This is a genomic window from Mycobacterium sp. IDUB_9 (assembly GCF_055419505.1).
In genome coordinates this window covers 1,612,641-1,636,969 of the sequence record NZ_JBVAXU010000001.1, presented here as the reverse complement: position 1 = coordinate 1,636,969, position 24,329 = coordinate 1,612,641, and the positions used below count along the sequence as shown (strand labels likewise).

Annotated in this window: 27 protein-coding genes; 6 read left to right on the top strand and 21 right to left on the bottom strand. The window is 66.8% G+C overall.

Translation table 11 applies throughout. The annotated features are described in order from the left end of the window. Nucleotides 1-21 precede the first annotated feature (21 nt). Nucleotides 22-1,101 carry a DNA integrity scanning diadenylate cyclase DisA gene (gene disA, locus ACZY08_RS07960; protein ID WP_463744194.1) on the top strand — a complete coding sequence of 360 codons (1,080 nt, stop codon included), beginning with the start codon at nt 22-24 and terminating at the stop codon, nt 1,099-1,101. Nucleotides 1,102-1,104: 3 nt separating this feature from the next. Here disA and ACZY08_RS07955 read toward each other — a convergent pair whose 3' ends face one another. Next, nucleotides 1,105-1,869 carry a hypothetical protein gene (locus ACZY08_RS07955; RefSeq protein WP_463743982.1) on the bottom strand — a complete coding sequence of 255 codons (765 nt, stop codon included), beginning with the start codon at nt 1,867-1,869 and terminating at the stop codon, nt 1,105-1,107. 73 nt (nt 1,870-1,942) lie between these two features. Then, nucleotides 1,943-2,563: a carbonic anhydrase gene (locus ACZY08_RS07950; RefSeq protein ID WP_463743981.1), complete on the bottom strand. Its 621-nt coding sequence runs from the start codon at nt 2,561-2,563 to the stop codon at nt 1,943-1,945. 25 nt (nt 2,564-2,588) lie between these two features. On the opposite strand from ACZY08_RS07950, the gene ACZY08_RS07945 reads away from it, so the two are divergent. After that, the gene (locus ACZY08_RS07945) at nt 2,589-3,461 is read left to right on the top strand and encodes an HhH-GPD family protein (protein WP_463744193.1); all 873 of its coding nucleotides are present in this window, start codon (nt 2,589-2,591) and stop codon (nt 3,459-3,461) included. A 100-nt stretch (nt 3,462-3,561) separates the two neighbouring features. Continuing rightward, complete coding sequence (locus ACZY08_RS07940; protein ID WP_463743980.1) at nt 3,562-3,828, top strand: hypothetical protein; 267 nt, start codon at nt 3,562-3,564, stop codon at nt 3,826-3,828. Between the two features lie 4 nt (nt 3,829-3,832). Here ACZY08_RS07940 and ACZY08_RS07935 read toward each other — a convergent pair whose 3' ends face one another. Continuing rightward, nucleotides 3,833-4,804 (bottom strand): helix-turn-helix domain-containing protein, encoded by a 972-nt coding sequence (locus ACZY08_RS07935; protein ID WP_463743979.1) that lies wholly within the window; start codon nt 4,802-4,804, stop codon nt 3,833-3,835. A 71-nt stretch (nt 4,805-4,875) separates the two neighbouring features. Here ACZY08_RS07935 and ACZY08_RS07930 point away from each other — a divergent pair, with 71 nt between their 5' ends. Continuing rightward, nucleotides 4,876-5,106 carry a hypothetical protein gene (locus ACZY08_RS07930; RefSeq protein WP_463743978.1) on the top strand — a complete coding sequence of 77 codons (231 nt, stop codon included), beginning with the start codon at nt 4,876-4,878 and terminating at the stop codon, nt 5,104-5,106. On the opposite strand, the gene ACZY08_RS07925 is transcribed toward ACZY08_RS07930, so the two are convergent. Then, nucleotides 5,089-5,850: an alpha/beta fold hydrolase gene (locus ACZY08_RS07925; RefSeq protein WP_463743977.1), complete on the bottom strand. Its 762-nt coding sequence runs from the start codon at nt 5,848-5,850 to the stop codon at nt 5,089-5,091. The genes ACZY08_RS07930 and ACZY08_RS07925 overlap by 18 nt on opposite strands. A gap of 39 nt (nt 5,851-5,889) precedes the next feature. On the opposite strand from ACZY08_RS07925, the gene ACZY08_RS07920 reads away from it, so the two are divergent. Next, nucleotides 5,890-6,207: an antibiotic biosynthesis monooxygenase family protein gene (locus ACZY08_RS07920; protein ID WP_029108325.1), complete on the top strand. Its 318-nt coding sequence runs from the start codon at nt 5,890-5,892 to the stop codon at nt 6,205-6,207. Then, entirely contained in the window at nt 6,182-7,546 is a 1,365-nt protein-coding gene (locus ACZY08_RS07915; RefSeq protein WP_463743976.1) for a serine hydrolase, read from the top strand. The genes ACZY08_RS07920 and ACZY08_RS07915 overlap by 26 nt, the downstream gene beginning before the upstream one ends. 18 nt (nt 7,547-7,564) lie before the next feature. Here ACZY08_RS07915 and ACZY08_RS07910 read toward each other — a convergent pair whose 3' ends face one another. From ACZY08_RS07910 to ftsH, 17 genes are all read right to left on the bottom strand, one after another. Continuing rightward, entirely contained in the window at nt 7,565-8,113 is a 549-nt protein-coding gene (locus ACZY08_RS07910; RefSeq protein ID WP_463743975.1) for a histidine phosphatase family protein, read from the bottom strand. A 16-nt stretch (nt 8,114-8,129) separates the two neighbouring features. Next, nucleotides 8,130-8,894, bottom strand: coding sequence for a CbtA family protein (locus tag ACZY08_RS07905; RefSeq protein WP_463743974.1), 765 nt, complete (start codon nt 8,892-8,894; stop codon nt 8,130-8,132). A gap of 25 nt (nt 8,895-8,919) precedes the next feature. Then, nucleotides 8,920-9,135: a CbtB domain-containing protein gene (locus tag ACZY08_RS07900; RefSeq protein WP_463743973.1), complete on the bottom strand. Its 216-nt coding sequence runs from the start codon at nt 9,133-9,135 to the stop codon at nt 8,920-8,922. Between the two features lie 208 nt (nt 9,136-9,343). Further along, nucleotides 9,344-11,872: an ATP-dependent protease ATP-binding subunit ClpC gene (gene clpC1, locus ACZY08_RS07895; RefSeq protein WP_463743972.1), complete on the bottom strand. Its 2,529-nt coding sequence runs from the start codon at nt 11,870-11,872 to the stop codon at nt 9,344-9,346. 291 nt (nt 11,873-12,163) lie between these two features. After that, on the bottom strand, nt 12,164-12,505 hold the full coding sequence (lsr2, locus tag ACZY08_RS07890) for a histone-like nucleoid-structuring protein Lsr2 (protein WP_036442478.1): 342 nt from the start codon (nt 12,503-12,505) through the stop codon (nt 12,164-12,166). Between the two features lie 131 nt (nt 12,506-12,636). After that, nucleotides 12,637-14,160, bottom strand: a complete 1,524-nt coding sequence (gene lysS, locus ACZY08_RS07885) for a lysine--tRNA ligase (protein WP_463743971.1) — start codon at nt 14,158-14,160, stop codon at nt 12,637-12,639. 134 nt (nt 14,161-14,294) lie between these two features. After that, nucleotides 14,295-15,107: a type III pantothenate kinase gene (locus ACZY08_RS07880; protein WP_463743970.1), complete on the bottom strand. Its 813-nt coding sequence runs from the start codon at nt 15,105-15,107 to the stop codon at nt 14,295-14,297. After that, nucleotides 15,107-15,523 (bottom strand): aspartate 1-decarboxylase, encoded by a 417-nt coding sequence (panD, locus tag ACZY08_RS07875; protein WP_463743969.1) that lies wholly within the window; start codon nt 15,521-15,523, stop codon nt 15,107-15,109. Before panD ends, ACZY08_RS07880 begins: the two co-directional genes overlap by 1 nt. Then, nucleotides 15,523-16,467 (bottom strand): pantoate--beta-alanine ligase, encoded by a 945-nt coding sequence (panC, locus tag ACZY08_RS07870; protein WP_463743968.1) that lies wholly within the window; start codon nt 16,465-16,467, stop codon nt 15,523-15,525. The genes panD and panC overlap by 1 nt, the downstream gene beginning before the upstream one ends. Beyond that, nucleotides 16,464-17,435, bottom strand: coding sequence for a Rossmann-like and DUF2520 domain-containing protein (locus tag ACZY08_RS07865; protein WP_463743967.1), 972 nt, complete (start codon nt 17,433-17,435; stop codon nt 16,464-16,466). Before ACZY08_RS07865 ends, panC begins: the two co-directional genes overlap by 4 nt. Before the next feature lie 80 nt (nt 17,436-17,515). Next, complete coding sequence (locus ACZY08_RS07860) at nt 17,516-18,988, bottom strand: DUF6779 domain-containing protein (protein ID WP_463743966.1); 1,473 nt, start codon at nt 18,986-18,988, stop codon at nt 17,516-17,518. 79 nt (nt 18,989-19,067) lie between these two features. Then, the gene (locus ACZY08_RS07855) at nt 19,068-19,544 is read right to left on the bottom strand and encodes a DUF3180 domain-containing protein (protein WP_463743965.1); all 477 of its coding nucleotides are present in this window, start codon (nt 19,542-19,544) and stop codon (nt 19,068-19,070) included. Then, nucleotides 19,544-20,080: a 2-amino-4-hydroxy-6-hydroxymethyldihydropteridine diphosphokinase gene (folK, locus tag ACZY08_RS07850; protein ID WP_463743964.1), complete on the bottom strand. Its 537-nt coding sequence runs from the start codon at nt 20,078-20,080 to the stop codon at nt 19,544-19,546. Before folK ends, ACZY08_RS07855 begins: the two co-directional genes overlap by 1 nt. Then, a complete protein-coding gene (gene folB / locus ACZY08_RS07845; RefSeq protein ID WP_463743963.1) occupies nt 20,077-20,448 on the bottom strand; it encodes a dihydroneopterin aldolase in 372 nt (123 codons plus the stop codon). Before folB ends, folK begins: the two co-directional genes overlap by 4 nt. Beyond that, a complete protein-coding gene (gene folP / locus ACZY08_RS07840; RefSeq protein ID WP_463744192.1) occupies nt 20,441-21,250 on the bottom strand; it encodes a dihydropteroate synthase in 810 nt (269 codons plus the stop codon). The genes folB and folP overlap by 8 nt, the downstream gene beginning before the upstream one ends. A gap of 44 nt (nt 21,251-21,294) precedes the next feature. Further along, on the bottom strand, nt 21,295-21,912 hold the full coding sequence (folE, locus tag ACZY08_RS07835; protein WP_463743962.1) for a GTP cyclohydrolase I FolE: 618 nt from the start codon (nt 21,910-21,912) through the stop codon (nt 21,295-21,297). Between the two features lie 19 nt (nt 21,913-21,931). Then, nucleotides 21,932-24,262 carry an ATP-dependent zinc metalloprotease FtsH gene (gene ftsH, locus ACZY08_RS07830; RefSeq protein ID WP_463743961.1) on the bottom strand — a complete coding sequence of 777 codons (2,331 nt, stop codon included), beginning with the start codon at nt 24,260-24,262 and terminating at the stop codon, nt 21,932-21,934. Nucleotides 24,263-24,329: the final 67 nt, after the last annotated feature.

Here is a 24,329-nt window from a genome sequence, read left to right as displayed (position 1 = left end):
GCCAGAACCAGCCGCACCGTCGTGCACCTGGCGCGGCCGACGTTGCGGGAAACGCTCGGCCGCCTGGCGCCCGGCACCCCGCTGCGCGACGGCCTGGAACGCATCCTGCGCGGCAAGACCGGCGCGCTGATAGTTCTCGGCTACGACGACAGCGTGGAGGCCATCTGCGACGGCGGGTTCGCCCTCGACGTGCGTTACGCCCCCACCCGGCTGCGTGAGCTTTCCAAGATGGACGGTGCGGTGGTGCTGTCCAGCGACGGAGGCCGGATCGTGCGGGCCAACGTCCAATTGGTGCCAGACCCGTCGATCCCCACCGACGAATCCGGCACCCGCCACCGCTCCGCCGAGCGCACCGCGATCCAGACCGGTTATCCGGTGATCTCGGTGAGCCATTCGATGAGCATCGTGACGGTCTACGTTGCCGGGGAGCGCCACGTGATGCCCGATTCGGCGGCCATCCTGTCGCGGGCCAACCAGACCATCGCCACCCTGGAGCGCTACAAGGGCCGGCTCGACGAGGTGAGCAGGCAGCTGTCCACCGCCGAGATCGAGGACTTCGTGACTTTGCGCGACGTCATGACGGTGGTGCAGCGCCTGGAGATGGTGCGCCGGATCAGCCTGGAGATCGACGCCGATGTAGTCGAACTCGGTACCGACGGACGCCAGCTCAAACTGCAGCTCGACGAACTCCTCGGCGACAACGAGGCCGCGCGGGAGCTCATCGTCCGGGATTACCATGCCCTGCCGGACCCACCGACCGCCGCACAGGTCGCGTCGACACTCGATGAGCTGGATGCCCTTACGGACAGCGACTTGCTCGACTTCACCACGCTGGCAAGGGTTTTCGGATACCCGTCGACGTCAGAGGCCCAGGACTCGGCGATGAGTTCACGCGGTTACCGCGCGATGGCGGGGATACCGCGACTGCAGTTCGCCCACGTCGATCTGCTGGTCCGCTCGTTCGGCTCGCTGCAGGGCCTGCTGGCCGCGAGCGCCGACGATCTGCAGTCGGTGGACGGTATCGGGTCGATGTGGGCCCGGCACATCCGCGAAGGTTTGTCCCTGCTGGCCGAGTCGACCATCGCCGACCGGTTGGCCTGAGCGCTAGTTACCCGGCGCCGGCGCCTCAGCCGGTGCGTCGCCCTCGGCCGGCGGCCCGGGCTGCTGCGGATTGGGCTGGGCCAGGATGAACGGCACCGGAGCCGATCTGAGATTGCCCAGCTGCACCATCAGGTTGTACGTGCCAGGCCCGATCGGCTGACGCGGCATCGGGCACTGCGGCGCCGAGCTCATACCGGTCCAGGTCACCTCGGTGGTCACCTGCTCCCCCGGGTTGAAGGTCTTGACCAGGGTCTCATTGGACGGCGCACAGTCCAGGTTCGACCACAGCCGGTTGTTGTCGAGCGCGTACACGTAGGCGGCCAGCACCGCGGCACCCACGTCACGCTTACATGCGACCAGGCCGATGTTGGTCACGACCATGGTGAACTTCGGCTGCTCACCCACCACGTACTGGGGCTGACTGGTGATGCCCTTGACCGCAAGGGTCGAATCCGGGCAGTCATCGCCTTCCTTGAGCAACGGCGGCGGGGTGACCGCGGCCGTCGGCGTGACCGTCGGCGGCGGCGCATGCTGAGCGGGCGGCACCACCGGGGTCTTGACCTCGGGGTTCTCTCCCGGCAGCGGGGGCGGCGCGGCGGCCGCCGGTTCATCGGCGGGCTTCGTCTCGGCTCCGGAGCTGCTGGTCATGATCACCGCGACGATCGCGGCGACGATCCCCACGACGACTACCGCGATTCCGATGGCCAGCGCCCGGCGCCGCCAGTAAATCTGCGAGGGCAGTGGCCCATGAGGTTCGAGATCCAACACGGCTTTCACGGTAAGCCCAGGTCATACCCAGTTGCCCGAGGCGCCCCGGCGTGTCGGGGCGGCAGCGAAATTCTCAGGCTTCGCCGATGTTGCCCAGGTGGCTGCGCAGCTCCACGTGTCCGTCGGACAGGTGGTAGGTGGCACCGACGATGGCCTGGGTGCCCGCGGCCAGGCCCATGGCGATCGCGGACGAGCGCGCCTGAAGCTGGGTAACCGTTTCCTTGACGTGGAAGGCCTCGAATTCGTCGACGCGGGTCAGGCCGGAATGCCGCCCCATCAGGATCGACGGGGTCACCCGCTCGACGATGTCGCGCACGTAGCCGCCGGGCATCTCGCCATCGTCGAGAGCGTTGATGGCAGCCTTGACCGCGCCGCAGCTGTCATGGCCCAGAACCACGATCAGCGGCACGTTGAGGATCGACACCGCGTATTCGATCGAACCCAGCACAGCGTTGTCGAGGACGTGACCGGCGGTGCGCACGACGAACATGTCGCCCAGGCCCTGGTCGAACAGCAACTCCGCGGCCACGCGGCTGTCGCCACAGCCGAACACCACCGCGGTCGGCTTCTGCCCATGGGCCAGGCTGGTCCGGCGTGTGATGTCCTGGCTTGGATGCTGCGGTTCGCCCGCCACAAAGCGGGCGTTACCGTCCTTGAGTGCCTTCCAAGCGGACACCGGATTCGAGTTGGGCATGCCAGCCATTCTGCATGAGGCGCCGATGAGCATCGACCCCGGCGAATTAGTAGGTTGGTATGAAAATGCCCAGCGTGACCTGCCATGGCGCCGACCAGGCGTTTCTGCGTGGCAGATCCTGGTGAGCGAGTTCATGTTGCAGCAGACACCGGTTGCCCGGGTCGAGCCGATCTGGCTGGCCTGGATCGCGCGGTGGCCCACCCCGTCGGCCACCGCGGCCGCCGGATCGGCCGAAGTGCTGCGCGCCTGGGGCAAGCTGGGCTACCCGCGGCGGGCCAAGCGCCTGCACGAGTGTGCTGTGGTGATCGCGGGCGAATACGGCGATGAGGTACCCGCCGACGTCGAGACGCTACTGACGCTGCCCGGCATCGGCGCCTACACCGCGCGTGCGGTGGCATGCTTCGCGTATTCGGCCAGAGTTCCGGTGGTCGACACCAACGTGCGCCGCGTCGTCACCAGGGTGTTGCACGGCGAGGCCGACGCGCCCGCCCGGGCCCGCGACCTGGACAACGTGGCCGCACTGCTGCCGCCCGATACCACCGCACCGATCTTCTCGGCCGCCCTGATGGAGTTGGGTGCAACGGTGTGCACCGCCCGCGCGCCGCAGTGTGGTGGCTGCCCATTGAGCCAGTGCCGTTGGCGCACCGCGGGTTACCCCGCCGGAACGATCGCCAAGCGGGTGCAGCGTTACGCCGGAACCGATCGCCAGGTCCGTGGCAAGCTGCTGGATGTTTTGCGCGACAGCAGTTCTCCGGTCACCCGCGCCAAACTGGACGTGGCTTGGCTGACCGATACCGCCCAGCGCGACCGGGCGCTGGACTCACTACTGGTGGACGGCCTGGTGGAACAGACCGCCGACGGCCTGTTCGCGCTGGCGGGCGAAGGCGAAATTACATGAGCTCGGCATGAATCCGGGCTGCAGCACACCCTTTTGGAGCTGCTTCACATAGAACGGATCTATGTCAAGCAAAATTCTGGCGACGTTTGCGTGTACGGCGATGAGCCTTGGAGTGGGCCTGGGCCTCGCGGCGCCGGCCAACGCGGCACCGTCCGGCCCCGGATCGGCCCTAGACGCCGTGCGCGATCTGGAGAGCCGGGGGTATCACGTGCAGATCAACTCCAACGCCAACACAGGCCTGTCGAATTGCCGGGTGACCGGCGTGCACGGTCTTGCCGACTCCAACATCGACGAGGGCGGGTACCGGATCGATCCGTCCCGGCACACCACGGTCTACGTCAACGTCGCCTGCCAGCCCGACGGCTGACGCATCATGCCGTGACGGCCTCTTCGTCTGCACCACAGGCGAATTGGCGTCGATAGTCCGAGGGCGTCAGTCCGATGACGCGGCGGAAATGATGTCGCAGCAGCGTCGCGGTACCGAACCCGGCCTGCCCGGCGATCCGGTCGACATCCAGATCCGTCTCCTCGAGCAATCTGCGTGCGTAGAGCACCCGCTGATCGGTGATCCACTGCATGGGCGTGGTGCCGGTCTCCTCGACGAACCGGCGGGCGAAGGTACGCGTGGACATCGCCGACCGCCTGGCCAGCGTGGTCACGGTGTGCGGCTTGTCCAGGTTGGTCATGATCCAATCTAGGTGCGGGGCAAAGCCTTCCGAACATCGGACCGGAATCGGCTGGTCGATGAACTGGCGCTGCCCGCCGTCGCGCTGCGGTGGGACCACCATGCGCCGGGCGATCTTGTTGGTGACCTCGCTGCCGAGCTCACGGCGAACGAGGTGCAGGCACGCATCAATGCCGGCCGCGGTGCCCGCGCTGGTGATCAAATTACCGTCGTCGACGAACAGGACGTTGCGATCAACCTTTGCGGTTGGGTATTTCCGCGCCAGCTCGTCGGCGTGCATCCAGTGCGTGGTGCACGGCCTACCGTCCAACAGGCCGGCCGCTCCGGCCAGGAACGCCCCCGAGCACACGGTCAGGATGATCGATCCCGCGTCGGCTGCGGCACGCACGGCCTCGAGAGCCTCGGGCAGGTAGTCCGTACCACCTATCGCGGGGATCGCGACCAGGTCCGCACCCTGGAGTGCATCCAGGCCGTATTCGGGGGCAAGTGTCGCCCCGACGGATGTTCGTAGCGGTTTACCCGCTTCGGGCCCGCACACCTTGAAGTCGAAGTTCGGCACCCCGTCAGCGGACCGATCGATCCCGAAAACCTCGCAGATGACCCCGAACTCGAAAACCGCCAGGCCGTCGAGCACCAGTGTGGAGACACTTCTCAGCATGGCAGCATTTTATCGTAAGGTGTCAGCGCTGCCACTGTTGGCGGTATATTTTCCTCACAACAATTACTGCCATGACCGTTGCACTAGCCCTGATCATCCTGCTCTCGCCCTTCGCGGTGGCCGTCGCGGTGAGCTGGGCGGCACAGCGCAGCAACGTCCTGCGTTTCCGCCTGGATCTGTTCGATCTCGACCAGCCCGATTACGAGACGTACCGCGCGGACCACGATCTCGACGCGATTCGCAGCCGCTTCGAGCGCCGGCCTTCGTGGCCGAGCGCGGGTGTCCTAGGCGAGCGTCGCTAGAAATCCCGTCACGGCTTCCCGGTACACCTCGGGCGCATCGTCGTGGATGAGGTGACCCGCACCGGGCACGTGCAGATACCTTGCGTCTTGACCGATTTCGGCCATCCGGCCCATCTGCCCGGGAGGCGCCACCGAATTGCCCGCCTCCATGAGCAAGGTCGGCGCACCCACATCCCGCCACTGCTGCCAGTAGTCCCGAGTTCCCCATTGAGCGGCGATGTCCAGCCACCACTGCGGGTGTCCGTGCAGTCGCCAGCCGGTGGCCGTCCGGTCGAAGGCCTCCAGGAAATACTGTCCCGCGACGGGCCCGAACTCGTCGTAAACCTCTTGAGCCGAACCGAACTCCACCGGAAGGGCGTGCACCCACGGCTCCCAGGGCCCGGTGGTACGCCCCCGGAAGTCGGGGGCCATGTCCTCCACCACCACCGCCTTGACCAGTTCCGGGCGGGCCGCGGCCAGACACCAGGAATGCAACGCACCCATGGAATGCCCCACCAGGATCACCGGCCGACCCAGCGCGGCCACGGCATCACCGAGATCCGCCACGAAACGCTCGGTGCTGATCGGGCTGGAATCGACCACATCACGCCCGCGGTGCCACGGTGCGTCGTAGGTGTACACCGCGCCCAACTCGGTCAACCACGGCAATTGGCGTGACCAGGTGCTGCCGCGGCCCATCAGGCCGTGCACCAGGACAATGGGCTCGCCGCGCCCCCCTCTGTCGGTGAGAAGATCTGTGACCATCCCGTTATCTTGCCGGGCAGCCACGGTAACCTGAACACCATGCCCGTCGTGAAGATCAACGCCATCGAGGTCCCGCCAAACGCCGGCCCGGAACTGGAGAAGCGGTTCGCGAACCGTGCACATGCCGTCGACAGTCAGCCCGGTTTCCTCGGCTTCCAGTTGCTGCGCCCGGTCAAGGGTGAAGACCGCTACTTCGTGGTGACGCAGTGGGAAACCGAAGAGGCCTTCCAAGCCTGGGCTTCGGGCCCGGCGGTCGAGGCACACAAGGGCCAGCAGGCAAAACCTGTGGCCACCGGCGCATCGCTGCTGGAGTTCGAGGTTGTGCTGGACGTTGCAGGACCCGCTGCCCAGGCGTAGCCGCGGCCGGACGCTGCGCCGCACGGTTGGCCTGACGGCCATCACAGCGGTCGCCGCTGCCCTGGCTTGTGGCTGTTCGCCGAGTGTCGCGCCCGCGGCTGAAGTGTCCTACGGCGCGCACATCGACACCATCACCCCACCCGGTCTGCGGGCCAAGCAGACCATGGACATGCTGAACTCCGACTGGCCGATCGGCCCCATCGGCGTTCGCACCCTGGCCGCTCCCGAAAAGGTCGACCTGGTCGGCACCAAGATGGACTCGATCTGGTGGGATCGACCGTTCAAGCTCACCTCGGTGGACATCGGGGCCGCGCAGGCGACTTTGCACGTGCTGACGTCGTACAACGTGGCCCAGGACATCGAACTGAGGACCAACGACGTCGGACTGGTCGACCGCTTCGACGTCACGCTGGTGCCGCCGAAGATCGACAAGTGGTCCGATATCGACACCGAGCTGACCAAGTCGGGCGCGCGCTACTCCTACCGGGTGTCCAAAGTGGTCGACGGCAAGTGCGAGCAGGTAGCCGGCACCAACACCGATCTGTCCTTGCCGCTGGCTTCGATCTTCAAACTCTATGTGCTGCTTGCAGTTTCAGATGCCGTCAAGGCCGGCACGGTGAAGTGGGACGACCACCTCACGATCACCAAGGAAGGCAAGAAGCTTGGCTCGGCCGGGCTGGACAAGCTGCCGCCGGGGGCGCAGATCACCGTGCGGACCGCCGCCCAGCAGATGATCTCGGCCAGCGACAACATGGCCACCGACCTGCTGATCGGGCGCGTGGGCACGGGCGCGGTGGAACACGCCCTGGTCACCGCCGGTCACCACGACCCGGCCAGCATGACCCCGTTCCCGACCATGCACGAGGTGTTCTCGGTCGGCTGGGGTGAACCCAACCTTCGCGACCAGTGGAAGAACGCGTCGGCCGCCGATCGGGTGGCGCTACTCAAGCAGACCAATTCCCGACCGTATGAGCCGGATCCGTACCGCACCCACACCCCGGCCTCCAATGACGGCCTCGAGTGGTTCGCCACCGCGGCCGACATCTGCCGGGTGCACGCCGCGTTGCAGGCTTCGGCCGTCGGACCGGCCGCACCGGTGAAGGACATCCTCTCGGCGCTGCCCGGCATCGATCCCGACCCGGCGAAGTGGGGCTACATCGGCGCCAAGGGCGGTAACCTGCCCGGCGACCTGAGCTTCAGCTGGTACGCGGTGGACCACACCGGACAGCCGTGGGTGTTCAGTTTTCAGCTGAACTGGCCGAAGTTCCGTAGCCCCACTGCCGCGGGCTGGTTGTTGCAGATCGCCAAACGGGCGTTCGCCATGGCACCCGTGGGCTAGCTCGGGCAGCGCGGCAGGCTAACTGCTGCGCAGTGTCCAGGCCTGACCGCGGAAGTGCATCACGGTCCGGCTCATCGGTGCGATGTCGATGCGCCAGAACGACTTTGGCGGGGCATCGAGGGCCACCAGGATGGCAGCCCGGATCACCGCAGGGTGGGTGACGGCGACCAGCCGTCCCCGCGCCGAGGCCAGGCTGTCCATCCAGCCGCGCACCCGCTTGACGAGATCGACCACGGATTCGCCGCCGTGTGGCGCCCGGGTCGGATCAGTCAACCAGACCGCCAGATCCGCAGGCTGCACCCTGCCCAGTACACCGCCGCGCCAGCTCCCGAAATCCAGATCGGCCAGCCGGGGTTCGACCACCGCCGGCAAGCCCAACAGTTCGGCCGTCTGACGAGCCCGTTTCTCCGGGCCGGAGTACGCAACGTCGACGACGCCCAGTTCGACGGTCGCATCGGCTTGGCGATGACCCAACTGGTTCAGCGGCTCGTCGGTGGGGAATCGTCCGGCCGCTGTGGCGCCGGTCATGGCATGAGACACCAACGTCAGCCGGACGACCTCACTCATCGAAAGTCACCCGAAATCACGCGCTGACGGACTGCTTCTTCTCATCGAGCACCTTCGCCGCCAGGGCACCGAACACCAGCCCGATCGTCGCCCAGATCACCACCTGGGTGCCGAGCGAGTACAGCCGGAACTCGTAGAGGTCGTCGGCCGGGAACGTCGACGGGGTCTCATGGATACCCGGCAGGATCAGGAAGACCACGGCCATCGACACCACGTAGTCCGCGGCGCCGATCAGGTTGGCGTTCCATGCCCCCAGCTTGGGCGTGAGACGACGTGCCAGGAGGACTGAGCCGACCAACAGCCCCGCCGAGAGCACAACCAGCAGCAGGTACAGCAGGGTCCGCTGCTGGATGGTCTCGTCGAGGCTGACCGCGGGCGGATTGGGCGGGTACTTGAGTGCCGGGACGATCCACAGGGAGACCAGCATGCCGCCGGCGGTCAGGGCGGCCAGCGCCCGCGCCGAGAGGTTGACCCGGCCGTAGACCACGCAGAACACGACGGCCAGCAGAGCGCCCATCGCGACGCTGAAGATCAGGACACCAAGGCCCATCCCGATGTTGGATTGCACACCGCGGGTGAACACCTCGGCGCCCTCACCGCCATGGGAATGCCCTCCCGCACCATGCGTATGTTCGGCGGCCTCATGTGCTGCGCCGACACCGTTCTCGAAGTCGATCGCGCGACCGATGACCGGTTCGATCAGCAGCTTCGCCCAGATGAAGGCGAGCACGCCGGCGAGTGCGCCGGCCAGAATGCCGCGCCCGATGAGTTGCTTTTCCATTTTGTTCTTCGATCTCCGCTGCGTATCAGTGGCAGGGGAAACCGAGCAGGTGACGTGCGTCGTGCACGAATTCGTGCACGTAGGTGTTGTTGCCCAGAACCGAGGTCGCGCCCTGGTCCATCCCGACGAAGTAGAGGGCCAGCAGCGCGACGAACGCCGTCAGCGTCAGCCAGAGCACCGCCTTGGTCGCCGACAGATCGAGCGGCCGGGCGTGGACCTTGCGTGCCTCGGTGGTAGTCATCTACGTGCCTTTCCGGGAATTCGCGTCCCAGTCCGTGTCGTGACAGGTCGGGTCTGACTGTTAACAGTGGCGCGGCCGTTCTGGACTCTCACCAGATTCCATTGCCTGTCGATTACACCAGCATCCTAACTATCCCCGCTGGAAAACCCTCCACCGGTAGGCGCGAAAATGCCCCCACCGAAACGGTGGGGGCATTTGTCGTCGGACGTTATTCCGCGGAGGCTCCGGCCTTGGCCAGATCCGGACCTTCGGGGGTGGTCGCCTTGGGTGCACCGGCGAACGTGAACTTCGCGTCCTCGCCGGCACCTTCGCCGTCCCAGCCCTCGACATCGACCGTCACCAGCTGACCGGGGCCGAGCTCCTCGAAGAGGATCTTCTCGGACAGCTGGTCCTCGATCTCGCGCTGGATGGTGCGGCGCAACGGCCGCGCTCCCAGCACCGGATCGAAGCCGCGCTTGGCCAGCAGGGACTTGGCCTTGTCGGTCAGCTCCATCGCCATGTCCTTGGCCTTGAGCTGTTTTCCGACGCGGCCGATCATCAGGTCGACCATCTTGATGATCTCGTCCTGCGTCAGCTGGTGGAAGACGATGATGTCGTCGATGCGGTTGAGGAACTCCGGCCGGAAGTGCTTCTTCAGCTCGTCGTTGACCTTCTGCTTCATCCGCTCGTAGTTGTTCTCACCGCCGCCCTGGGTGAAGCCCAGGCCGACCGCCTTGCTGATGTCGGAGGTACCCAGGTTCGACGTGAAGATCAACACGGTGTTCTTGAAGTCGACCGTGCGACCCTGACCGTCGGTGAGACGACCGTCCTCGAGGACCTGCAGGAGGCTGTTGTAGATCTCCTGGTGGGCCTTCTCGATCTCGTCGAACAGCACCACGCTGAACGGCTTGCGGCGCACCTTCTCGGTGAGCTGGCCGCCCTCTTCGTAACCGACGTAGCCCGGAGGGGCACCGAACAGCCGCGAGGCCGTGAAGCGGTCGTGGAACTCGCCCATGTCGATCTGGATGAGTGCATCGTCGTCGCCGAACAGGAAGTTGGCCAGCGCCTTGGACAGCTCGGTCTTACCGACACCGGAGGGGCCGGCGAAGATGAACGAACCGGACGGGCGCTTCGGGTCCTTCAGGCCGGCACGGGTGCGGCGGATGGCCTTGGAGACAGCCTTGACGGCATCCTCCTGCCCGATGATCCGCTTGTGCAGCTCGTCCTCCATGCGCAGCAGCCGAGTCGTCTCCTCCTCGGTCAGCTTGAACACCGGGATGCCGGTCCAGTTACCGAGCACCTCGGCGATCTGCTCGTCGTCGACCTCGGCGACAACGTCGAGATCGCCTGAGCGCCACTGCTTCTCACGCTCGCCACGCTGAGCGACCAAGGTCTTCTCACGATCACGCAGGCTTGCCGCCTTCTCGAAGTCCTGCGCGTCGATCGCAGATTCCTTCTCCCGGCGCGCGTCGGCGATCTTCTCGTCGAACTCACGCAGGTCTGGCGGAGCGGTCATCCGGCGGATGCGCATCCGGGCACCGGCCTCGTCGATCAGGTCGATCGCCTTGTCCGGCAGGAACCGGTCGTTGATGTAGCGGTCGGCCAGGGTGGCCGCGGCCACCAGCGCGCCGTCGGTGATCGAGACGCGGTGGTGCGCCTCGTAGCGGTCGCGCAGACCCTTGAGGATCTCGATGGTGTGCTCGACCGTCGGCTCACCCACCTGGACCGGCTGGAACCGACGCTCCAGCGCGGCGTCCTTCTCGATGTACTTGCGGTACTCGTCGAGGGTGGTGGCACCGATGGTCTGCAGCTCACCACGGGCCAGCTTCGGCTTCAGGATCGATGCGGCGTCGATCGCGCCCTCGGCGGCACCTGCACCCACCAGGGTGTGCAGCTCGTCGATGAACAGGATGATGTCCCCGCGGGTGTTGATCTCCTTGAGCACCTTCTTGAGGCGTTCCTCGAAGTCACCGCGGTACCGCGAGCCCGCCACAAGGGACCCGAGGTCCAGCGTGTAGAGCTGCTTGTCCTTGAGCGTCTCGGGGACCTCGCCGTGGACGATGGCCTGCGCCAGGCCCTCGACGACGGCGGTCTTACCGACGCCGGGCTCACCGATCAGCACCGGGTTGTTCTTGGTGCGCCGGCTCAGGACCTGCATGACCCGCTCGATTTCTTTTTCACGGCCGATGACCGGATCGAGCTTGCCCTCCATGGCGGCGGCGGTCAGGTTGCGGCCGAACTGGTCGAGGACCAGTGAGGTGGACGGGTTGCCCGACTCACCGCCACGACCACCGGTGCCGGCTTCGGCGGCTTCCTTGCCCTGGTAGCCGCTCAGCAGCTGGATGACCTGCTGGCGCACACGGGTCAGCTCGGCGCCGAGCTTGACCAGCACTTGCGCGGCCACGCCTTCGCCCTCACGAATCAGGCCGAGCAGAATGTGCTCGGTGCCGATGTAGTTGTGGCCGAGCTGCAGCGCCTCACGCAGGGACAGCTCCAGCACCTTCTTGGCGCGCGGCGTGAACGGGATGTGACCGGACGGCGCCTGCTGGCCCTGCCCGATGATCTCCTCGACCTGGCTGCGGACACCTTCCAGTGAGATGCCCAACGACTCCAGCGACTTGGCGGCTACGCCCTCGCCCTCGTGAATCAGACCCAACAGGATGTGCTCGGTCCCGATGTAGTTGTGGTTGAGCATCCGGGCTTCTTCTTGCGCCAGGACGACGACCCTGCGGGCACGGTCGGTGAATCTCTCAAACATCGGTGGTTACCTGCTCTCCATCGCTAGCGATACCCGCGTACGGCTGCATCTATCGGTTTTCCTCATAGCCCGCACGTAGTACCTACCGTCCACTCTAATGGGCGGCCGTCTCGGGTGCGGAGGTTGGACCCAGGACAAGCTGTTCACATCGAGTGCTGCAGATGAGCAACGCCGCCGGTAGACGATTCGTTTCCGAAAACCGGTCGATTCGGGTTCGCCACTAGCGAAAAACTCCGGACCGGGAATTCTCACCGGTCCGGAGCTGGCAACTATCGGTTACGTTGCGGTCGTCTATGTTGCGGCGTGGAAGGCGTCGATGACATCAGCGGGGATGCGGCCACGGGTGGACACGTTGTGCCCGTTGCGGCGGGCCCATTCGCGGATGGCGGCGCTCTGCTCGCGATCGATCGCGCCGCGGCCACGGGCCGGCCCTGCCGCCCGTCCGCGCCGACGCCCACCGACGCGACGCCCGGCCTCCACCCACTGCTTCAGGTCGTTACGGAGCTTGGTGGCGTTTTTGGAGGAAAGGTCGATCTCATAGGTGACACCGTCGAGGCCGAATTCGACCGTCTCGTCGGCCGTGGCTTCGCCGTCGAAATCATCGACCAACGTGACGGTCACTTTCTTAGCCATTACCCCGCACCGAACCCTTCTGCATACGCATTGGTGACTTACGCCTGAGTATCCTGCATCCGCGCCCCAATGTGCCACAAAACGCGCACATTTCCAACAACGCGTGGATCGCGGAGGTTCAGTGCGGTGACTCAGTTACCGTGACGACGAACAATCGGGAACAAAACCGTCTCTCGAATAGACAACCCCGTCAACGCCATCAACAAGCGATCGATACCCATTCCGGTGCCGGTGGTCGGCGGCATCGCATACTCCAATGCGGCAAGGAAATCGTCGTCGAGAACCATTGCTTCGTCGTCACCGGCAGCCGCCGCACGGGCCTGGGCCTCGAATCGTTCACGTTGGATTACCGGGTCGACGAGTTCGGAATATCCGGTGGCGAGCTCGAAACGCCTGATGTAGAGGTCCCATTTCTCGGTAACCCCGGGAATGCTGCGGTGAGCGCGAGTGAGCGGCGAGGTCTCGACGGGGAAGTCGCGGACGAACGTCGGGGCCCACAACTTCTCGCCTACACTGTGTTCCCAGAGTTCCTCGACTAATTTTCCGTGCCCGTAGCCGCGGTCACGCGGAATCTCCACCTCGAGCCGATCGGCAATAGCCCACAAGTAGTCCACTGATGTCTCCGGCGTGATCTCCTCACCCAGCGCCTCGGACAACGAGGGATACATTTCCAATGTCTCCCATTGTCCGTCGAGATCGTAGATAGTGCCATCGGGCAATGGCACTTGCCTGGTGCCGATCGCCTCGTCTGCAACCTCTTGAATAATTTCCCGGGTGACTACCGCGGAATCGTTGTAGTCGCCGTAGGCCTGATATGTCTCCAACATCGAGAATTCCGGCGAGTGCGTGGAATCAACACCTTCGTTGCGAAAGTTCCGATTCAACTCGAAAACGCGGTCAAAACCGCCGACTATGCAGCGCTTGAGGAACAGTTCGGGCGCGATCCGCAGGTACAGATCCACATCGAGCGCATTTGAGTGGGTAATGAACGGCCGGGCTGCCGCCCCACCGGCCAGGGTCTGCAGCATTGGCGTCTCGACCTCGAGGAAATCCCGGCGTTCCAGTGCCGACCGCACCGCCCGCACCACCGCCACCCGCTGACGCGCAATACTGCGCGCCTCAGGACGCACGATGAGATCCACGTAGCGCTGACGCACCCGAGTTTCTTCGCTCATCTCTTTGTGAGCAACGGGCAGCGGGCGTAGGGCCTTGGCCGCCATCTGCCACGAATCAGCCAGCACGGAAAGCTCACCGCGCTTGGAGCTGATCACCTCGCCGTGGACGAACACGATGTCGCCGAGGTCCACGTCGGCTTTCCACGCATCGAGCGACTCCTGCCCCACCTGCGCCAGGCTGATCATCGCCTGCAGTTGGGTGCCGTCGCCCTCCTGCAACGTCGCGAAGCACAACTTGCCCGAATTGCGCGCGAACACCACCCGGCCCGAGACACCGACCATCGCGCCGGTCTGGGTGTCGGCGGCCAGGTCCGGATAGGTGCTGCGCAGCTCAGCCAGAGAATGCGTACGCGGAACGGTCACCGGATAGGGTTCGCGCCCCTCGGCCAGCAGCCGCTCCCGCTTGGCCTGACGAATCCGGAACTGCTCGGGAAGGTCGGCCTGGGACTGGGACGCGTCGTCACGATCGGCTGGGCTCACAAAATGCCAGCTTAAATGAACACGCGAGCGCACAATTGCACCCCGACGGGCCGGCGGGGCCTATCCGCATCCTGACGGGGACAGACTGCCGCCCAGGTGTGCACAACCTCACAACAACGGCGAATTGGTTCGGCCTATTTGGCGGGCTTGAGCCGGCGCTGGGTGTCACGGTTGCGCTCGAACACCAACCGCAGGCCGTCAAGGGTGAGGTGGGGGTCGTAGTGCTCGACCGTGCGCAGATCCGGCAACACCAGCGGCGCGGTGTAACCGGTCGCCACGACCGCGACGTCGTCGCCGGCGAATCCGTCGACATCCTGGCGGATCCGGTGGACCAGCCCGTCGACCAACCCGGCGAACCCGAAAACCGCCCCGGCCTGCATGCACTCGACGGTGTTCTTGCCGATCACCGAACGCGGACGGGTCAGCTCGACCCGGCGCAGGGCCGCCGAGCGGGCCGCGGCGGCATCCGAGGACACCTGCACACCGGGGGCGATCGCCCCACCCAGGAATTCCCCCTTCGCCGACACGACGTCGACACAGATCGACGAGCCGAAATCGACGATGATCGCTGCAGTGCCGTATTTGTGATAGGCGGCAAGGCAATTCACGATCCGGTCCGCGCCGACTTCCTTGGGGTTGTCGACCAGCAGCGGAATGCCGGTACGCACACCGGGTTCGATCAGTACATGCGGCACCGTCGGCCAGTACTGCTCGAGCATGAGGCGCACCTCATGCAGCACCGAGGGCACCGTGGACAGTCCGGCGGCGCCGGTCAGACTCTCGGAGTCATCCCCGATCAGGCCGTCGATGGTGAGCGCCAGCTCATCGGCAGTCACCTCTGATTCGGTCCGGATTCGCCACTGCTGCACCACCTTCGCGTGGTCGCCCGAACCGGAGATCAGCCCGACGATGGTGTGGGTGTTGCGGACGTCGATGGCGAGCAGCATCAGCGCGGCGACATCAGATCGGACGCGTCCACGGGAACGTAGGCCGGGTCGTTGCCGTGCTCACCGAGGTCGATCTGCTTGTTGTCCGCGTCTACGAACACGATTCGCGGCTGGTAGACACGAGACTCGGCATCCTCCATCACCCCGTAGGCGATCAGGATGACCAGATCGCCCGGGTGGATGAGATGTGCTGCGGCGCCGTTGATCCCGATCACCCCGGTGCCGCGCTCGCCGGTGATGGCGTAGGTCACCAGGCGGGCACCGTTGTCGATGTCGACGATCGTCACCTGCTCGCCCTCGAGCAGGTCGGCCGCCTCCATCAGATCGGCGTCAATGGTCACCGAGCCCACGTAGTGAAGGTCGGCCTGCGTCACCGTGGCGCGGTGAATCTTCGATTTCAGCATGGTGCGCTGCATCAGTTCCTCCAGGGCAGTTCGTGATTGTCGCCGTCACCGACGCGGGGGTGTCCGTCGATGCCTGCCGACGCTCCGATGTCGACAGATATGTTGTCCAGCAGTCTGGTTCGGCCCAGCCGGGCGGCCACCAGCAGCCGGGCCTGACCTTCGCCCGGCGCGGGACCCAACATCGGGTCGCGTACCTCCAGGTAGTCGACGTCGATGGCGGGCACCTCGTCGAGCACCGCCCGAGCCGCGTCCACGGCCGCCGAAGCCCCGCCCGCCGCCGCGTACTTGCCGGCCAGCAGGGCCGCCGACAACGCTCCGGCCTGCTCGCGCTCATCGGCATCGAGGTAGCGGTTGCGCGACGACATCGCCAGTCCATCGGATTCGCGGACGATGGGCACTCCGACGATCTGTACGTCGACGTTGAGGTCGGTGACCATCTGCCGGATCAACGCCAATTGCTGATAGTCCTTTTCACCGAAGAAGGCCCGGTCGGGGCGGACGATCTGCAGTAGCTTGAGCACAACGGTGAGCACACCGGCGAAATGGCCGGGGCGCGACGCGCCTTCCAGTTCGCTGCCGGCCACCCCGGGCTGGACACTGGTGCGGGGGCCGTCGGGATACATGCCCGAACCGGTTGGGGTAAACGCGATTTCGACACCCTCGGCCCGCAGCGCAGCCAGGTCCTCATCGAGGGTACGCGGGTAGGCGTCGAGGTCTTCGCCCGCTCCGAACTGCAACGGGTTGACGAAGATCGACACCACCACAACCGCGCCGGGAACCCGCCTGGCCGCCCGGATCAATGTCAGGTGCCCCTCGTGCAGCGCACCCATGGTGGGCACCAGGGTGATCCGACGCCCACTCGTGCGCAGGGCGCGGGTGACGGCGGCGACATCGGTGGGTGCCGAATAGACGTTCAGCTCACCGGCGACGAACTTGGGGGTGGTGGTTGGGGTCATCCGTGACTCGTTTCGGGACTGGTTTCCGGGCCTGTTTCCGACAGAGCTGCGAGCACTGCGGCCGGCGCATGTGCACGTTGGGCGGTACGCAGTGAATCGGCCCGATACGCCTGGGCCAGTTGAGGATCCAGCGCACGCAGGGCATTCAGGTGAGCGGTCACCGCAGCGGCGTCACCACGGGCCACCGGGCCGGTCAGGGCGGCCTGGCCGCGCTGCAGCGCGTTCTCCAGTGCGGCCAGAGCGAGCGGGCCCACCACCCGCTCGGGCAGACCGCCGGGCGCATCGCCGACGAGTTCCTGACCGAGCAGTTCCTGGCCGCGCAGCGCGGCCCGCAGCGTGTCGACGGCGTCGAGCACCAGCGTGACCAGGTGGTTGCTGGCATGCGCCAACGCCGCGTGGTACTGCGTCCGCGCGCGCTCGGGCACCCGGAACGGCTCACCGCCGATCTCCAGCACGAGCGACTGACCGATCGCATAGCCGACTTCGTCCGCCGCGGTGACGCCGAAACAGGTATCGGGCAGACGCGTGATGTCCTCGTCGGACCCGGTGAACGTCATCGCCGGATGGATCGCCAGCGGAATGCACCCCAGCTCGGTCAGCGGCGCCAGCACCCCGACCCCGTTGGCACCGGAGGTGTGCACCACGATCGTGCCGGGCCGGACCGCACCGGTGGCGGCCAGACCCGACACCAGGGACGTCAGCTCGGCGTCCGGGACTGCCAACAGCAACAGTTCGGCCCGCTGCGCCACCTCGGGGATGGGAAGGACGGAGGTTTCGGGCAGCCGGCGCTGCGCCCGCAGCCGTGACGCCTCGGATATCGCGCTGCACGCCACCACCACATGCTCGACGCGTTCCAGCGCATAGCCCAGCGCAGTACCTACCCGACCAGCGGAAATGATGCCGACGCTGAGCCTGGCCGGACGCAATCCCTCAGGAGGGGACCACCCGTTTGCAGGGGGCTGCTGCATCGCAGACGACCTCACAGGTTGAAATGGTTTTACGTTCCAGTCCCGCGTTGCGGGTACCGGACGGTCGCCACGAGACTAGCTCACTCCTCGCGGCGCCTGCGACGGCCGCCTTCGGTGGGAGCTGTCTGAAACCGCGCCAGGAGATCATTCACCGACTGCCCATCGGCATGGTGCCCGTTCGGCGGCTCGGGTTCGTCGTCGCTGCGGTGCCGCGAAGCCCGCCGCGGCGGTTCGGGTGGTTGCGAGGATTCGGTGGCCAACGCCGGGGACGGCTGCGCCGGGGTGTGCCGGCCGAGGTCGGCAACCTCACCCGCAGCGGAGTGACGGCCACGGGGCGGCGGCTCGGGAGCCTGACCCGGTGACATCGCAGGCGCCGGAGTCGGCGCTGGCTCAGGTGCCGGCTCGGGCGCCGGAGTTGATTCGGCCGTGGGTTCCGGAACTGCTGTGGGTGTCGATTCTTGGGCACGTCGCCGGCCGACGTACTCGTTTGCGGCGCCGTTCTGGGCTACCGGTGTAGCCCAGTTGCTGCCCGGTGCGCCCGCGGGAATCCACTGTCCCTCGGCCGGCGCCGGTTCCCAACCCGTGGCCGCGGGTTCGGCGGCGGGCGGCGTGCTCGGGGGCTCGGGTTCCGGGGCTTCGATGGTGGGTGACGGCTGCATCGGTGGCATGGCCGGTGGCGGTGGGGGCGGCGCCCAGGTCGACGGGGGTTCGGGCTGCCGGCGGGCGGCCGGTTGCGGCTCAGGCCGGGATTGAGGTTGCGGCTCGGGGCGAGACACCGGTTGCGGCTCGGGCCGCGGCGGCGCCTTGGGCTCCTGCGGCCGCGGGGTATCGGGTTGGCGGGCAGTGTCCGGTTGGCGGGCGGTGTCCGCTTGGCGCCGGCGGCGACGCGGCTGCTCACCGGCGGGCACCGGCCGCGACGGCAGCCGGTGCACACCACCGGAGGTCGCCCAGTCGTTCTCCGGCGGATGCGGCACGGCCGGGACGTCGATGATCGGGCTTTCCTGGGTACGCGACATGCGGATGTCGGTGACCTCGACCGGCGGTATGTCCAACCGGCTGGCGGTGACCCGGCCCGCGGTACGCACCGCGCTCTTGTCGGTCTCGATGGCCGGGCGGTGCACCAGGTCGGTGTCGAACAGGATCTCCAGATTCGCCCGCAATGCGGCAAGCTCGGAGCGCAGCGCGGCAACCTCGTCGGCCGCCTGGGCGCGCAGCTCCGAGGCCAGCTCCCGGCGCAACTGGGTTTCGACGGTCAGCTCGTACTCCCGCCGCGCCGAGATCTCCCGATCCAGCTGCAGGTCGTAGACGAACTTCAGATCGCGGGCCTTGGCCTGGTCGAGGTCACTCTGGCGCCGGTAGATCACGGAGACGAAGGCCGCCACGACGGCGGCCCACAGGGCCAGGATGACTGCGAGTTTCAGCAACTCGACGCGATCGGTGAACACCAATGCGGAACTGGCCAGAATGGCGAGCACCAGCAATACCGTTAAGAGCAGCCAGCCCGGCCTTCGGCCGCCGCGCCGTGGCCGACCACCGCGGGGCAGAACGGTCATGCGCCGACTGTACCCGTCACGGGTCATCTAACCTGGGGACCGCTGCGGCGATTCGGCCAACTACCTGGCCGATAATCGTTCACTCGGTCGCGGTATCACCGTTGTCCTGAGGTTCCTCGGGAGACTTGCAGCAATGCTGTAGCCACACCGCCGCGACGATCAGCGCCAGCGCACTGATGGCAGCAACCACCGCGCCGGGAGTGTCCTCGCCGGCCACCCTCAGGTCGCCGCGCCGGGGCCACAGGTACACCAGCACCCCTATCCACCAACCCGCCACGATGGCGCCCACCCAGGCCGAGGCCTTGGCGATGACGACCGACCGGGCCACCGTCAGCGGGTGCAGCCGGCCGGCACCGACTCCGATCTGCCCGTCGTTGATCTTCGCCCGCACATAGAACGCCCAGCCCGCCTCGGCGATCGCAACCGCCAGCAGTGAGAGTCCGGTCCAGATCGTGAGCGGCGGGAACCACCGGTAGAGCACACCGACCAGCACGTAGCCGACGATGGCGACGACCGCCACCGCGCCGGCCAGGTCGCGCTTGCGCGTCGGGCCCATCAGTCGGCCGCCGGTTCGGTGCGGAAGTCCAACGCCAGATCAGTGCGCCTGACACCGGCTCGCTCGGCCGGGTCGATCTCCTCCAACAGGTTCGCGACCCGGCGGGACCGGCCGACCACCGTCAGCGTGGCATCCGGATCCACCGCCAGCCACGGGATCAGCACGAATGCGCGCAGGTGAGCCAGCGGGTGCGGCAGCGTCAGGTCGGCATCGCGAGACTGCACCTCGACGTCACCGTCATGGCACGTGACCAGGTCGACGTCGAGGGTGCGCGGGCCCCACTTCTGTTCCCGGACCCGGTCCGCCGCCTGTTCCAACTGCTGGCCACGTCGCAGCCAGCCGTGTCCGTCGAGGCCCGGATCGTCGGCGAGCAGTACCGCGTTCAGGAACGGACCCTGCTCGACGCCGCCCCAGGCGTCGGTCTCGAAGACCGGCGACACCGCACGGACCGCACTCCCGAGGCCGTCGACCACCGACTGCAACCGGGCCAGTCGGTCGCCGAGATTCGACCCGATCGAGAGAACGGTTGACGTCATTGGGAACCCCGTCGGGACCGCCTGGCGACCACCGCGACATCGTCGAAGGTCAGCGGAATCGGGGCGCTCGGCTTGTGCACGACGACCTCGACCGCATGCAGACGCTCGTCGGCCATGATGGCGTCGGCGATCTCGGCCGAGACCGTCTCGATCAGGTTCCGCGGCGGGCCCGCGACGATATCCGCTGCCCGCTGGGCCAGTGCGCCGTAATCGAGGGTGTCGGCGAGATCGTCGGTGGCTGCTGCCTGGCGCAGGTCCACCCACGCCGTGATGTCGACGACGAAGTCCTGCCCGTCCCGGCGCTCGTGGTCGAACACGCCGTGATTGCCACGAACCCGTAAGCCGCGCAACTCAATTCGATCAGCCAACCCGACCTCCAGATTCCCAGGCTTCCAGTACGGCGAGCGCGTCTACGGAGGCCACCACATCGTGCACGCGAACACCCCAGGCCCCGTGCTGGGCCGCGAGCACCGAGATCACCGCGGTGGCGGTCTCCCGACCGTCCGGTGGGCGCAGAGTCCCGTCCGCCCCAGCCAGCAAGGCACCGAGGAAGCGTTTGCGTGAGGCGCCGACCAACACGGGGATCCCGGTTGCGATGAATTCGGGCAGAGCGTGCAGCAGGGCCCAATTGTCCTGCGCGGTCTTGGCGAATCCCAGACCCGGATCGATGATCAGCCGCTCCGGGGCGACACCCGCAGTGACCGCGGCGTCGACCGCGGTCAGCAGCTCGGCCCGAACCTCGGCCACCACATCGCCGTAACCCGGAGCGCGGTGCGGCTGCTCGGCGCCGACCGAACGCCAGTGCATCAGGATCCACGGCACCTTCGCCTCGGCGAGCAGCGGTGCCATGTTGGGATCGGCCAGGCCGCCGGACACGTCGTTGACGATCTGCGCACCCCTTTCCAGGGCCACCTTCGCCACATCGGCGTGCATGGTGTCGATACTGACCGTGATGCCTTGGGCGGCAAGCGCTTCGATGACCGGGGCGACCCGGGCTGCCTCCACCGCGGGGTCGACGCGCACCGCACCGGGCCGGGTCGATTCCCCGCCCACGTCGATGATCGCGGCCCCGGCAGCGGCCAGGGCCAGCCCGTGTTCGACGGCGCGGTCGCGGTCGATGAACTTGCCGCCGTCGGAGAAGGAATCGTCGGTGACATTCACCACCCCCATGACCTGCACGCGCGCTCCGCGAGGGACCATCGGCCTGGCTGGGTTCACTTCCGCAGGATCAGTTCCAGCGCCTCGGCCCGAGAAGCCTTGTCGGTCTTGAACTGTCCACGTACCGCGGAGGTGGTGGTGACCGCACCCGGCTTGCGGACGCCCCGCATGGCCATGCACAGGTGCTCGGCCTCGATCACCACGATGGCTCCGCGCGGATCGAGCTTGCGCATCATTGCGTCGGCGATCTGGGCGGTCAGGCGTTCCTGCACCTGCGGGCGCTTGGAGTACAGGTCGACCAGCCGGGCGATCTTCGACAGACCGGTCACCCGGCCGTCCACCCCGGGGATGTATCCGACGTGGGCCACCCCGTGGAACGACACCAGGTGGTGCTCACAGGTGGAGTACAACGGGATCGACTTGACCAGCACGAGCTCATCGTGTTCCTCGTCGAAGGTGGTGTTGAGCACCGCATCCGGGTCGGTGTAGAGACCGGCCATCAGCTCTTTGTACGCACGCGCCACGCGGGCCGGGGTATCCACCAGACCCTGACGATCGGGGTCCTCACCGATGGCGATCAGCAGCTCACGCACGGCCGCCTCGGCACGGGGTTGGTCGAACACCCGCGTGGCCGTATCAGTGTTGTTGTGATGCTCGCGCAACGACTGCGCCATCGAAGCCTCCGTTCTCGGATCAGCCGTGGGCCGGGGGGTTGGGCCGGTCGGACCGGTCAGGCCGCTCAGGAGCACGATCCTGACCCGCCTCCTCGTTCGGCGTATTGGGCTGGCCGGGATGAGGATAAGGCTGATAGGGGTACGGCTGGGGCTGTTGCCATCCCGACGGATGCGGCGGCGGGTACCAGTAGCCCTGCTGTTGCTGAGGCGGTTGGTATCCCGGCTGCGACGGCGCGGGCGGCCAGCCCGGCGCGTGCCAGCCGGCCGGTGCGCCGTAATCGGGCTGGGTCGTACCGTTCTGGTTCGCCCCGTTCGGCGGCGCTCCGTTGGCTCCGGAGCCGTTGGTCTCGTTGGCCCGCTCGGCCTCCCGGCTGGCGGCGGCGATCGCAGCCTTGAACGCCGGCTCGGGCACCGGCGGCGGCCACGGCTCACCGCGCTCGATGGCAATCTCACCCGGCGTCTTGATCGGCGGCTTGTCCGACGGCACCCGGCCACCGAAGTCGTCGAACATGGTCAGCCGGGGACGCTTCTTCACGTCGCCGAAGATGGCCTCCAGCTCGACGCGGTGCAACGTCTCCTTCTCCAGGAGCTCACCGGCCAGCGTGTCGAGCACGTCGCGGTACTCGCTGAGGATCTCCCAGGCCTCGGTGTGCGCGGCCTCGATGAGCTTGCGCACCTCGTCGTCGATGTCGCGGGCCACCTCGTGGCCGAAGTCGGCCTGGGTGCCCATGGTGCGGCCCAGGAACGGATCACCGTGCTCGGTGCCGTAGCGCACGGCCCCCAGCTTGGAACTCATGCCGTACTCGGTGACCATCGCGCGGGCGATCTTGGTGGCCTGCTCGATGTCGGACACCGCGCCGGTGGTGGGCTCGCGGAAGACCAGTTCCTCGGCCGCGCGACCACCCATGGCGAACACCAGGCGGGCAATCATCTCCGAGCGGGTCATCAGGCCCTTGTCGTCCTCGGGCACCGCCACCGCGTGGCCGCCCGTGCGGCCACGGGCCAGGATGGTCACCTTGTAGATCGGCTCGATGTCGGGCATCGCCCACGCGGCCAGGGTGTGCCCGCCCTCGTGGTAGGCGGTGATCTTCTTTTCCTGCTCGCTGATGATGCGGCCCTTGCGGCGCGGGCCGCCCACGACACGGTCGACGGCTTCTTCCAGCGCGGCACTGGTGATGACGGTGCCGTTCTCACGAGCGGTCAGCAGTGCGGACTCGTTGATGACGTTGGCCAGATCGGCGCCGGACATGCCGACGGTGCGCTTGGCCAGGCCGTCCAGGTCGGCGTCGGGGGCGATCGGCTTGCCCGCCGAATGCACCTTGAGCACCGCGCGACGGCCGGCCAGATCGGGATTGGACACCGGGATCTGCCGGTCGAAGCGGCCCGGACGCAGCAGCGCCGGGTCGAGGATGTCGGGCCGGTTGGTGGCCGCGATCAGGATGACGCCCTGGCGGTCGCCGAAGCCGTCCATCTCGACCAGCAGCTGATTCAGGGTCTGTTCGCGCTCGTCGTGACCGCCGCCCATGCCCGCACCGCGCTGACGGCCGACGGCGTCGATCTCGTCGACGAAGATGATGCACGGGCTGTTGGCCTTGGCCTGCTCGAACATGTCACGCACGCGGGAGGCGCCGACGCCGACGAACATCTCGACGAAGTCCGAACCCGAGATCGTGAAGAACGGGACGCCGGCCTCACCGGCGACGGCGCGGGCCAGCAGGGTCTTGCCCGTTCCGGGCGGGCCGTACAGCAGCACGCCCTTGGGGATCTTGGCGCCCAGCGCCTGATACCGCGACGGGTTCTGCAGGAAGTCCTTGATCTCGTAGAGCTCCTCGACCGCCTCGTCGACGCCTGCGACGTCGGCGAACGTGGTCTTGGGCATGTCCTTGCCCAATTGCTTGGCCTTCGACTTACCGAAGCCGAAGCCCATCCGGCCGCCGCCGCCCTGCATCCGGGAGAACATCACGAACAGGCCGACCAGCAGCAGCAGCGGCAGCATGTAGATCAGCATCGAGCCGAGGAAGCTGCCCTGGTTGACAGTGGTGCCGAACTTGACGTGCTTGGCGTCGAGCTGGTCGACGAGCTTCACCGCATAGCCGGTCGGGTACTTCGTGATGACCTTGTCGCTGTTCTCGGTCTCGTCCTTGCCGCTCTTCAGATCGAGCCGCAGCTGTTGCTCGCGGTCGTCGATCTGGGCGCTCTTGACGTTGTCAGCACCGATCTGGGCCACCGCCACCGAGGTGTCGACGGGTTTGTAGCCGCGGGTGTCGTCGCTGAAATAGAAAAACGACCAGCCCAGCAACAGCACGACCGCGATCACGGTCAGCGTACGGATCACATTTTTGCGGTTCATCGATCACTCGGCCGAGTTCGGCCCGGTCCTTCCAACGTGCGCAGTTGAGGGTTTTAGGCTACCGCTA

What these genes read in the sequence shown, in the direction of transcription:
- ACZY08_RS07950 (WP_463743981.1), bottom strand. Translation starts at nt 2,563, where the DNA reads ATGCCCAACTCGAATCCGGTGTCCGCTTGGAAGGCACTCAAGGACGGT.
- ACZY08_RS07945 (WP_463744193.1), top strand. Translation starts at nt 2,589, where the DNA reads ATGAGCATCGACCCCGGCGAATTAGTAGGTTGGTATGAAAATGCCCAG.
- ACZY08_RS07940 (WP_463743980.1), top strand. Translation starts at nt 3,562, where the DNA reads ATGAGCCTTGGAGTGGGCCTGGGCCTCGCGGCGCCGGCCAACGCGGCA.
- ACZY08_RS07935 (WP_463743979.1), bottom strand. Translation starts at nt 4,804, where the DNA reads ATGCTGAGAAGTGTCTCCACACTGGTGCTCGACGGCCTGGCGGTTTTC.
- ACZY08_RS07930 (WP_463743978.1), top strand. Translation starts at nt 4,876, where the DNA reads ATGACCGTTGCACTAGCCCTGATCATCCTGCTCTCGCCCTTCGCGGTG.
- ACZY08_RS07925 (WP_463743977.1), bottom strand. Translation starts at nt 5,850, where the DNA reads ATGGTCACAGATCTTCTCACCGACAGAGGGGGGCGCGGCGAGCCCATT.
- ACZY08_RS07920 (WP_029108325.1), top strand. Translation starts at nt 5,890, where the DNA reads ATGCCCGTCGTGAAGATCAACGCCATCGAGGTCCCGCCAAACGCCGGC.
- ACZY08_RS07910 (WP_463743975.1), bottom strand. Translation starts at nt 8,113, where the DNA reads ATGAGTGAGGTCGTCCGGCTGACGTTGGTGTCTCATGCCATGACCGGC.
- ACZY08_RS07905 (WP_463743974.1), bottom strand. Translation starts at nt 8,894, where the DNA reads ATGGAAAAGCAACTCATCGGGCGCGGCATTCTGGCCGGCGCACTCGCC.
- ACZY08_RS07900 (WP_463743973.1), bottom strand. Translation starts at nt 9,135, where the DNA reads ATGACTACCACCGAGGCACGCAAGGTCCACGCCCGGCCGCTCGATCTG.
- clpC1 (WP_463743972.1), bottom strand. Translation starts at nt 11,872, where the DNA reads ATGTTTGAGAGATTCACCGACCGTGCCCGCAGGGTCGTCGTCCTGGCG.
- lsr2 (WP_036442478.1), bottom strand. Translation starts at nt 12,505, where the DNA reads ATGGCTAAGAAAGTGACCGTCACGTTGGTCGATGATTTCGACGGCGAA.
- ACZY08_RS07880 (WP_463743970.1), bottom strand. Translation starts at nt 15,107, where the DNA reads ATGCTGCTCGCCATCGACGTCCGCAACACCCACACCATCGTCGGGCTG.
- panD (WP_463743969.1), bottom strand. Translation starts at nt 15,523, where the DNA reads ATGCAGCGCACCATGCTGAAATCGAAGATTCACCGCGCCACGGTGACG.
- panC (WP_463743968.1), bottom strand. Translation starts at nt 16,467, where the DNA reads ATGACCCCAACCACCACCCCCAAGTTCGTCGCCGGTGAGCTGAACGTC.
- ACZY08_RS07865 (WP_463743967.1), bottom strand. Translation starts at nt 17,435, where the DNA reads ATGCAGCAGCCCCCTGCAAACGGGTGGTCCCCTCCTGAGGGATTGCGT.
- ACZY08_RS07860 (WP_463743966.1), bottom strand. Translation starts at nt 18,988, where the DNA reads ATGACCGTTCTGCCCCGCGGTGGTCGGCCACGGCGCGGCGGCCGAAGG.
- ACZY08_RS07855 (WP_463743965.1), bottom strand. Translation starts at nt 19,544, where the DNA reads ATGGGCCCGACGCGCAAGCGCGACCTGGCCGGCGCGGTGGCGGTCGTC.
- folK (WP_463743964.1), bottom strand. Translation starts at nt 20,080, where the DNA reads ATGACGTCAACCGTTCTCTCGATCGGGTCGAATCTCGGCGACCGACTG.
- folP (WP_463744192.1), bottom strand. Translation starts at nt 21,250, where the DNA reads ATGGGGGTGGTGAATGTCACCGACGATTCCTTCTCCGACGGCGGCAAG.
- folE (WP_463743962.1), bottom strand. Translation starts at nt 21,912, where the DNA reads ATGGCGCAGTCGTTGCGCGAGCATCACAACAACACTGATACGGCCACG.
- ftsH (WP_463743961.1), bottom strand. Translation starts at nt 24,262, where the DNA reads ATGAACCGCAAAAATGTGATCCGTACGCTGACCGTGATCGCGGTCGTG.